This window comes from Bartonella silvatica (genome assembly GCF_040545155.1).
Taxonomy (GTDB): Bacteria; Pseudomonadota; Alphaproteobacteria; order Rhizobiales; family Rhizobiaceae; genus Bartonella; species Bartonella silvatica.
The window spans coordinates 1-10,176 of the sequence record NZ_JBEPLI010000030.1 but is presented as its reverse complement, the minus strand read 5'-3'; the positions used below and the strand labels follow the sequence as shown (position 1 = coordinate 10,176).

At 38.3% G+C, this 10,176-nt stretch carries 7 protein-coding genes and 1 tRNA gene; 3 read left to right on the top strand and 5 right to left on the bottom strand.

What is annotated here, in order from left to right; genetic code table 11:
- On the top strand, nt 1-584 hold a 584-nt coding region (locus ABID23_RS07345; protein ID WP_435521257.1), incomplete at its 5' end, for a phage late control D family protein.
- Between the two features lie 455 nt (nt 585-1,039).
- On the opposite strand, the gene ABID23_RS07340 is transcribed toward ABID23_RS07345, so the two are convergent.
- From ABID23_RS07340 to ABID23_RS07320, 5 genes are all read right to left on the bottom strand, one after another.
- Nucleotides 1,040-1,113: transfer RNA gene (locus tag ABID23_RS07340), tRNA-Gln, on the bottom strand.
- A gap of 87 nt (nt 1,114-1,200) precedes the next feature.
- A complete protein-coding gene (locus ABID23_RS07335) occupies nt 1,201-1,959 on the bottom strand; it encodes an iron ABC transporter ATP-binding protein (protein ID WP_354190776.1) in 759 nt (252 codons plus the stop codon).
- A complete protein-coding gene (locus ABID23_RS07330; protein ID WP_354190774.1) occupies nt 1,956-2,906 on the bottom strand; it encodes an iron chelate uptake ABC transporter family permease subunit in 951 nt (316 codons plus the stop codon). The genes ABID23_RS07335 and ABID23_RS07330 overlap by 4 nt, the downstream gene beginning before the upstream one ends.
- On the bottom strand, nt 2,899-3,855 hold the full coding sequence (locus ABID23_RS07325) for an ABC transporter permease (protein WP_354190772.1): 957 nt from the start codon (nt 3,853-3,855) through the stop codon (nt 2,899-2,901). Before ABID23_RS07325 ends, ABID23_RS07330 begins: the two co-directional genes overlap by 8 nt.
- A 92-nt stretch (nt 3,856-3,947) precedes the next feature.
- Complete coding sequence (locus tag ABID23_RS07320; RefSeq protein ID WP_354190770.1) at nt 3,948-4,883, bottom strand: siderophore ABC transporter substrate-binding protein; 936 nt, start codon at nt 4,881-4,883, stop codon at nt 3,948-3,950.
- Nucleotides 4,884-5,076: 193 nt separating this feature from the next.
- On the opposite strand from ABID23_RS07320, the gene ABID23_RS07315 reads away from it, so the two are divergent.
- Nucleotides 5,077-8,064 (top strand): hypothetical protein, encoded by a 2,988-nt coding sequence (locus ABID23_RS07315; protein ID WP_354190768.1) that lies wholly within the window; start codon nt 5,077-5,079, stop codon nt 8,062-8,064.
- A gap of 126 nt (nt 8,065-8,190) precedes the next feature.
- The coding region (locus ABID23_RS07310; protein ID WP_354190766.1) for an autotransporter outer membrane beta-barrel domain-containing protein at nt 8,191-10,176 on the top strand (1,986 nt) is incomplete at its 3' end.

Below are 10,176 nucleotides of genomic sequence, written 5' to 3'. Positions count from 1 at the left end.
TGGTTCGCACCGATCAATCGGCTGTTGATTTTTTAACCCGCCTCGCTGATCGCATGCAGGCACGTTTTTTAATCAAAGACAATAAGTTTTTATTTTTAAGCGGTGACAATTTACCAGCACTCGAACTTCATAAACACGACTGTTCTAACTGGGAATTCATATTAGAGCCACGCACGCAATATGGCACTATTGAAGCTTCTTATTTTGATCGCTCAAAAGGGCAACAATGCCAAGTCAAACATCAGACAGGGGTTAGCGGTCCCGTGCGGCGTTTACGGACTTGTTACACTTGTGAGGAGGAAGCACGAGCTGCCACCGCTTCCGAGTCGGACAGGTTGTGTCGTGCTGTGGGGAGCGGTTCTTTGACCTTAGAGGGACGCCCTGAAATCATGGCGGATCAACCTCTCATCCTTCAAGGGTTCCGTGGGCAAATCAATGGAATATGGACAGCCGCTAGCGTGATCCATTGCTATGAAAAACAAAGCGGATACACCACAGAAATTACCTTTGAGGCACCAAACAAGGGAAAAGAGGCAGGAGAAAAGGCAACCTCTGAGAGACAGAAAATCAAAAGGGCAACTTGACCCTTTGATTGGTGATGAAGGGCATTTAGAGGAATAGGGACAACTTGTCCCAATTGCATGAGTACAGCAATAAGGTAATGTCTACTCAATTCCTCAAAGGAGCAATGGTGCAAACATTGCACAATTGCAGACTGAAGAGCAATTTGGTCAAGTTGACCGAATTCCTTAAACGCTTCTCTTTTTAATTAATGTGCTTAGGATACAGAAAAATTATCAATCAATTTATGCTAAAAGAAGTCATACCATTTTATGCATGCTGCTTCTCAAATAATGCGATTCCAACTCAAGGAGTGATCATCTCAAATTGCGATTTTGAGCAGAAAAGAAACAGGGGCTTTAAATACCCTTTGAAAGACCTTTGAAGACCCTTTGAGAACACCTTTAAAACTCTTTGAAAAAAAATAAATTGGTACAAAACCCGCTGGCAAGCTACAGACATTGATTCCATTAAATACTGGCTGGGGAACCTGGATTCGAACCAAGATTGACGGAGTCAGAGTCCGCTGTTCTACCATTAAACTATTCCCCAATAAATCAATATTGCCACTTTTAGCAGATTTTAGAGTGCACGCAAGGATAAAAGAGAAACTTTCCGATTATTAATGATGAGAAAAATTTATCGATAATAAAGAGCAATAGGCACGTCATCGATTGTTTTGATTTGAATATCCACTTCGTAAATATCTTTAAGAATTGCCGGCTGCATAATTTCTTTTGGTGTTCCAAAATAAGCTGCTTTGCCCTTTTTGAGTGCAACAATCATATCTGAATAAGATGATGCAAAATTAATATCATGCATCACAATGAGAATTGTTTTTTTGAGTTCATCAGCTGTACGGCGTAATTGCTTCATCATGGAAACAGCATGTTTCATATCTAGATTGTTCAATGGTTCGTCTAAAAGGAGGTAATCGGTATCTTGACAAATAACCATTGCAATAAAAGCGCGTTGGCGTTGTCCGCCAGAAAGTTCATCCAAAAAGCAGTCTTTTAGATCTTGTAAACCGAGATATCGTAATGCACTGTCTATAAATTGTTTATCTTTTTTATTATACCAGCCTTTTGAATAAGGGTAGCGCCCAAAACTAATTAAATCATATACGGTTAAACGAAAGGACAAAGGGTTATCTTGACGCAGAATTGAGAGCTTTTGAGCCAAAATATCATGAGGTATTTTATCAATATCAAAGCCATCAATATTAATTGTACCATGATGGCGTGGTAAAAGACGCCTTATTAACATTAAAAGTGTTGATTTGCCAGAACCGTTGGGACCAATAAGAGAAATAATCCCCCCTTTGGGTAGATGAAGGCATAAATCATCGATAATCAATCGCGCTCCATAAAATTTGGAAAGATGATTGATTTCAATCATTTTAATTTTCCCTTCATCAGTAACATTAAGAAGACGATACCACCACAAAACTCAATGATAAAACTCAAACGTCCTGCCATATTGAAAATTTGCTCTAAAATAAATTGTCCACCTACTAAACAAATTATAGCCAATAATATAGCAATTGGTACAACAACACTATGTTTTGCTTGAGGAGAAAGTTCGTAAGCAAGACTGGCAACTAACAGTCCAAAAAAAGTGACAGGTCCTACCAGTGCTGTAGAAATAGATACAAGAATAGAAACAAATATAAGAATAGCTGTTGCGCTTTTATGATAATCAACCCCAAGATTGAGCGCTGTTTCACGTCCTAGAGCAAGAACATCAAGCAGATGGCGTGAACGCCAACCGATTAGACTTACAATGAAGACAATAATAGCGGCAAAGCTTGTTAATGATGTATTGAATTTATTAAAATTTGCAAACATAATGTCCGTTAAGTTCATCATTTGGTCTGGATTTAATTGCAATTGCATGAACATGCGTAAGCTGAAAAAAAATCCTCCTAAAATCACACCAATCAAAAGTGTTAGATGAAGCCCTTTTAAACTTCCTGAAAACAACAAGCGGAAAAGGCCTATTGAAAAGAAAATGAGAATGAGAGCTTCAAGTATTAACTGTCCCTCTTCATTCAAAAAAGGCAAAGAAAGTGAGCCTGCAAAATACATTATGACAGTTTTTATGAGAATATAAAGTTGATCAAATCCCATGATAGAAGGAGTCAGAAGACGATTGTTTACGACGGTTTGAAATAAAATCGTAGAAACGGTTATTGTGTATGCAATAAGGAGCAGAGAAACAAGTTTTGTAAGACGAAAAGTCCACGTATAGATGTTGATGTTCCATGTCATGTAAAAACTGATGACGGTGGATGCCATGACGATAAGTGTTATCAGAACAAGTACCGTTGCTTTTTTTTTATCCAAGACGCTTTCTCCAGCGTAAAAGCAGTATAATGAAAATAAAACTACCAATCACTCCCATCATCGTGCTGATGGGAATTTCAAAAGAAGGATGAATTATTCGCCCCAAAAGATCACAGAGCAAAACTAATCCTGCACCACTGATTGCTACCCAAGGAGCTGTATAGTGCATATTATCACCCATAAAATTTGACACAAGGTTTGGAATAATTAGTCCAACAAAAGGAACTCGACCAACTGTACAGACGACAACCGCTGTGATTGATGCGACAATAAAAAGGCCAAAAAGCATAACAGTACGATAATTAAGTCCAAGATTATTGGTTAAATCTTCGCCCAAGCCAGCGACGGTAAAACGATCAGCGGTGAAATAGGCAAGAATGCATAGAGGAAGAGAAAGCCATAAAAGTTCATATTTTCCTTCAAGAATCATCGAAAAACTGCCAAATAAATAAGCTTGAAGAGAGGGAAGCAGCATTTCATGATCTGCAATAGCATTGGTTAAGGAGCCAATAACATAACCTAGCATAATTCCCGTTAATGGCACAATGAGTGCAGATTTTAGAATAACTTGACGCAATAAAAACATAAAAATCAGTGTGCCAGTCATGGCAAAAACCGTCGCAATCATCATTTTTCCTAAAACAGGAATATCGGGAAGCAAAATCATGACAAAAAGAATACCAAGAGATGCAGATTCAACGGTTCCGGTGATTGACGGCTCAACAAAGCGGTTGCGTGCAAGCAGTTGCATAATCATACCTGAGAGTGCCAGTGATGCGCCTACCAAAAGCGCTGAAACTGTACGAGGAAGGCGTGTTTGCCAGAAAATAAGCCACGCATGCGAATCCCCTGATAGGAGATTAGAAAATGTTACATCAGAATAACCAGCAAAAATACTCAGCATAGATAGTACGATAAGAAGTGTTATGGCTATCCAGTAACTTTTCACGTTAAGTTATTTTCCAACAAAAACTAAGGTTGTTTATCGACAACCTTAGTTTTTAAATTTTATTTCTATAGTAAGCAAGTTATTTAGTGTATTTATTTGCTTTTTGTAAAAGCTTCATTGATTTGTTGTGCTGCTTCGTTCAGTCCAGTTAAACCACCACTCGCACGGTACCAACTCCAAGAGTCTAAGTAAATAATTTGATTCTGTTTTCCAGCTGTTGTCCTATGAACAAGCTCATTGTTAAGCAATTGTGCTGCTGACTGTCCTTCTCGTCCGATTGCTGCATCTCGATCAATAACCAATAGCCAGTCAGGATTGGTTTCGAGAATAAATTCAGGAGAAATAAGCTGTCCATGTTTTTGTACCGCGAGCTTATTGGTTGCTGGAGAAATTCCAAATGAGGAATAAATAATATCAAAACGTGACTTTGGACCAAAAGCACTAATTTTTCCACCAGAGGTCATGAGTACCAGTCCTGTACCTTTCCCTTTTGTATTGTCACGGACTTTAGCTAAACTCTCATTGAGTTTTGCAATTTTTCTTTCCGCTTCTTTTTCTTTACCAAAAATTTTTCCAATGATAGACACATTACGTTTAATATCTTCAAAAGAATTTTCATTCCCCACCGTTAGATCAATTGTTGGAGCGATTTTGGACAAATCTCTATATTTGGCTTGAGTCCGTGAGGAGATAATAATCAAATCAGGCTGAATAGCCGCAATTTTCTCATAATCAGGTTCAAAAAGGGTCCCAATTCTTTCATATTTTGTATCATCAAATTGTTGCAGGTAGGAAGGCTTTTTTCCTTCAGGAACACCAACAACAGTTTCAACACCAAGCTGATTCATATTATCAAGCGATGCAAGATCAAATACAACAACCTTTTTGGGCGAAGTGGAAACAGCAGTTGTGCCTGAAACGTGATCAATTGTTATATTTGTGTTAACATTTACATCTGCCCACGAAGTTGTTTCAAAACACACGGCAACAACTAGAATGGACGTTACCCATTTCAAATATTTCATCATTATTTTTATCCTTTATCTCATAATTATAAGAATTTACATACTTAAAAGCTTAACTGAGGCATTTTTATGCACAATATGATAATTTATTAAATAACATTATGTTGTAAAGATTGCTAATTCATGTTACAAATCGTGCGCTTACCTTATTTTCACTTATTCTAGTGTTTTTGCAATATATTAGAAAGTTTGACATATGATCAATGTATTTAAAAACCGTACGCGTTTGTACGCACTGACAACGAGCGCTCTCTTCTTTTTACAAGCTGTAGATGTTTCATACAGTAATGGGCTTGAGTTTAGTAATGACCTTAATTTTAGTAATGGGCTTGATGATAATGGGGAAAGTTTTGATAATCTCTTACTTTCTCAAGGTAGGCGTGGAAGTGGGGTAGGTGTGAATGGGCGTTATGATAATGATCTTTATTCACAGAATGGCTATGGCGCCAACAGCCTTTATAACGGTGTCCACATTCATGGTGGTTCTTATGGGACAAGAGAAATAAGTAATGTTATAAGTACGCGTGTTCCTCCTAGAGGTGTGCATGTTCCTGCTGGGGGGAGTGGAGGGTATGATTTTTTGCAGGGAAAAGCTGCAGGTGAAACTTCTCCTAGCCGGAATCTGCAGTCTTTCAATGTTGGTACAGAGCAGAGGGCAGATTCTAGTGTAGTGCAGGGCGCAGGTGAAGTTAGGAGCCAGGGCGTAAGTGATAGTAGAAGCTTGCGCACAGGTGGTAAGGTTCGGAGCAGTGATGGTACAAGCCAAGATGCACGCGTCACTGGAGACCAAGGTGCAAGTGGTAGAAACCGAGAAGATGATCATCTAAATTCTATAGAATTCTTAAGTGGGATGCCCGCTGATGTTTCTGACAGTGTATGTAAGGTAGGTGATGATCAAGGTAAACATTTTAATAATTATAATCTTCAGCATAGACCTATTGTCTGTAGTGGTGGAGTATACACGGCGAAAAAAAGTCTGATTAAAGTGGGAAAATACGATGAAAATCCCGTTTCTACAAAAGGGGGGGAAGGAAATAAGAGGACCGATATTAAACTGGAAAAGATGTCTTTGTGGGGGAAACGTCCTTCTAGTAGTGATGATTTTGAGTCTCCTATTCAATATCTTTTAGGAAGTGCAGGTACAGAAAAGGTGTCCGATTCAGCAGGGAAGGGAAGTGCTGTATTTGCGACAAATATAGGTTCAAGGGTTAGATTAGACGAATCATCAATTAAGACTTTTGCTATCGGGCTTCATGCAGACCACGGCGGATGGATTACCATGAAGGGAGGAAAAATAAAAAACGTTGATATTGGCGCTTTTGCTAATAATTTTTCGTCAATTTTTTTAGGTGACGTTGAAGTTGATGTAGGTAATTACAAGACTACTAGTGAAGATGATTCTCTTAAAGTTGGTTTGTTTGCTAATAATCATTCTGGTATCATGATGAAATCTGGATCAATTGCTTTTCCCAGAGCAGGCGGAATAGGAGTTGTGTCAAGTAATGGGTCGGCTGTTAACTTGAATGGAGTTAAAGTTAAAATTAACAATAGTAAGGGGGAGAATAATGCAGCGAGTTTTGTTTTCCTTTCAGATATGGGAGGTTTTATTTCCTTTGAAAAAGGGCATTTAGATATTCATAATGTTCCCCTTTTTTGGATTCGTGATGAAGTCACTGGTCTTGCCAAAAATAATAATATTAGCTCGTTAGCTGGCGTTCCAATACCAGAACCTAGTAATGCAATATCTAGTACTCTTACTTCTAGTTTAAATAGCGGTTTTCACGTTTCAGGTAATATTCCCTTTGTTGATACTACTCCTCTTATTTATCAGGAGAATGGAGAGCATTCTTTGGGTGCATATATTAAAGCTCATGAAACTTATGGGGCTTATCAAGCTTATCAAGCTAAAAATGAAGCTTTTGATGATGTTGTCTCCACTATAAGCCTCATTCTAAAGGAAGATAGTTCCTTTAGTAAAGATTCTTTGGGGGTTAGTGCTAGTATTAGATCTTCAGAGATTAAATTGAACGGTGATACCTATGGTATATTCTTTGATAAAAAGGAAGCTGAGGGAGAAGAAATTAAAAGAAGTTTAGAAGATAAAAGTGGTTCGCGTACGGTGCTTTTAAAGAATTCCAATTTTAAAGTACCAAATGGTGTAGCAATTTTTGGTCTTGGTCTGAGTGGTTCTGTTCTTTTAAAAGAGAAGTCGGCTCTTGCTGGAAAGGTATTATTGGAGGCTGAAGCTTCTTCTAATATGTCAGTTTTTGCTTATGACTCTTTAATTGAAGGCTCTGCTCGTGTTGATGAAAATTCTAATGCAAAGTTTTTTTTACAGGGATCAGAGTGGCATTTAGCAAAAAATAAAAGTCAAAGACTTTTAAGCCCTAGCTGTTTAGATTCGTGTATTTCGTATATAAGTCTTAAAGATAGCAATATTTGGTTTATGACTCAGATATCTCAAGATCGGAACTCTCAAGGTGAAAACAAAGTAAATCATGAATATACAACACTTCGTATAGGGAAAGGGAGTGGTGTAGTTTTCAGCACTCAGGGTTATTCTAAGGTTCATTTTAATGTAAATCTAGATAATAATGGTGTGAATAACAAGCAGTTATCTGATAGGTTTTTAATTCATGGTAATGTTGATGGAAAAACAAAAGTGTCTGTGCATGATACTTCAGATAATAGTAAAAAACAAGAAGGGGGTGCACTTTATAGTGTTTCACTTATTCAAGTTTTTGGAGAGGCGGAAAGAGATAGTTTTACCCTAGAAGGTGGTTATGTTACACGAAAAGGGGCGCCTTATAAGTATGTTCTTCGTGGTTATGGTCCGTCTATTCCTGCGAAAATGGATTATTTCGATAGAACATTAGTAAAGAATAGTAAAGATGTTTGGGATTTTCGTTTAGAAAGCGAAAGTATACCCTATGAATCTGATTGGTCTGTGCTTAAAATCCCTGTATCTACAGTTTCTGCACCCAAGGGAACGGAGACTTCTGTAACGTCAGACCCTTCGTCTGTTACAGATTCTGATATTTCTACACCGTCTGAAAATTCTGTACTTCCGTCTTCAACGGGAAGCGTTTCACTGGCAAGAGCTGATTTGTCTGAAGATAGTTTGCAGATTTTAAAAGAAGAGGATTATGGTAATGATGAAGAAGCTCAAACTCCAGATGTTTAGTCTTCTGTAGGGTTTGCACCTATAAACTCCGCTGCTGTAGTTAGTACAGAGGCTACTGGTTTTGTAAAGTCTGAGGTTGAGGACAAGCTTGTTACATCTTCTGCAGGTCCTGTTGGGCGTACTCTTTTGGTTAGTAATGTTGAACAAGTTTCTGTTGTGTGCAGTGATACGGAGAAAAATGGAGAGGTGCAATCGCGAGGCTTTTATTCATGCAGTGACGGTAGAACACATGTTATGAGGAATCCTGTGCTGAATACAAGTTCTGATACTCAGTATTCTATGCATGCAAAAAATCAAGATACGGTTATAAAATTAGAAGGTGCTACTATTAGTGGTGCGGGTTTTTCCAATGGTGAAAATAATTTCGATATTACTAAATCAAAACTCGTGAGTGCAGTGCTTGCAGAAGATGGTGCAAAAGTTATTTTAGATAAAAAATCAAACATTATATCTTCTGTGATTGGGGTGGAGGCTCAAAGGGGTGGAGAGGTTAAAGTGATTGAAGGAACGGTCAGTGCTCATTATGTAGGTGCTTTGGCAGGTTCTGGGGCATCTGTTAATTTAAGTAATACGAAAATTAGTGTGGTGGGGGATTTGGCTGCTGCTGGTCTGGTGAGCCAAGGCGGTAAGATAACTATGGATTCTGGGACGATTATTCTAGAAAGTGGAGTGGCAGTCCGGTCGGAAACAGGCGGACATATTAAGTTAGATGGAGTTGCCATCACTGCTAAAAAAACAGCAGGGCGGTCGGATTCTACAGATAAGTTTGGGCGCGCGGCTATTCTGGTGAGTGATAATGCTTCTGTTGAGTTTACAAATGGTGATGTTACTACTGATGCCAATGCTTTATGGGTTAAAAGCACTGCAAGTGGTGTTGAGGCTAGTTCTTCTAGAAGAAAAAGATCATCTGATATTCTGCCTGCTGTGAATCGTGCTAATATTGAATCTTCGACTGTTAAAGTAGAAGGTGATAAATCTTATGGTATATATTTTGATGGGAAAGGACAGCAAGAAATTGATCAACGGAATCGAAATAAGGTTCTAGGGAAGATTATTGCAGAGTCTTCTGGAAAAGGATATTCCGCTGAAGAGGTAAGTGTTGTTAAGCGAAGTGCTGAGCCTTTGTACGAAAGAACACCTATAAAAATAACAGGAGAAGTTTCACTGAAAAAAACAATTTTTGAAGTGACAAAGAGTGTTGCAGTTTATGGTAATAATTCTAGTGGTCATCTTTCCTTAGAGAACAAAACGGAGCTTTCTGGTGATGTATTGTTAAAAGCCGAGGATGGTTCTAATATATTGGTTTCAGTTGATGACTCTATCATTGCTGGGGAGGCTTATGTTGATAGTCGTTCTTATGCCAAGTTAGATTTAGTTAATGGGTCAACTTGGCTTTTAAAGAAGGCAGCGTATAAGCGTTGGAGCCCCCCAGATTTAGAATGTGTGGGTTCGTGTATTTCATCTGTAAGTCTTACAGATAGTCGTATTGAATTTGAGCCTTTAGACTCTGAAGATCAGTATAAATTACCTCTTCCTGGACAATATCAAACGCTTCGTATTGGAAGGGGAGAAGGTACAGTTTATAGGGCACATGGTAATGCTTCAATTAATCTTAATGCACGTTTGAATCCAGACGATTCTAATGACAAGCAATTAAGCGATCGCTTGGTAATTCATGGTGATATTGAAGGTAAAACTACTGTGCATATATTAGGTACTTCAGGCAATAAAGAAGAAGTTCGGGATATTGCTGAGGTTTCTCAAAGTATTTCGATTATTCAGGTATATGGGCAAGCGGAACATGATTCTTTCCAACTTGATGGTGATTATGTTGCATTGCAGAATTCTCCATACAAATACACCCTTCGTTCTTACAGTCCGGAAATGACGTTGAAACAAGAGTATAGTTATCAGAAGTTTCTTAAGGACGGTGGGACGTTCTGGGACTTCCGTTTAGAAAATCAGTATGTTAAGTCTGCTATTTCTGAAGTTAGGAGTATTCATCTTGGAAATTCTGTAAGATCAGTTGTACCACAGGTTCCAACTTATCTCCTTTTGCCAAACAGCATATTCCACGCTGGTTTAATGGATATCAGCAGTCAAAATAAGCAG

Bases quoted from the DNA above. Each gene is read 5' to 3' on its own strand.
- ABID23_RS07335 (WP_354190776.1), bottom strand. From the start codon at position 1,959: ATGATTGAAATCAATCATCTTTCCAAATTTTATGGAGCGCGATTGATT.
- ABID23_RS07320 (WP_354190770.1), bottom strand. From the start codon at position 4,883: ATGATGAAATATTTGAAATGGGTAACGTCCATTCTAGTTGTTGCCGTG.
- ABID23_RS07315 (WP_354190768.1), top strand. From the start codon at position 5,077: ATGATCAATGTATTTAAAAACCGTACGCGTTTGTACGCACTGACAACG.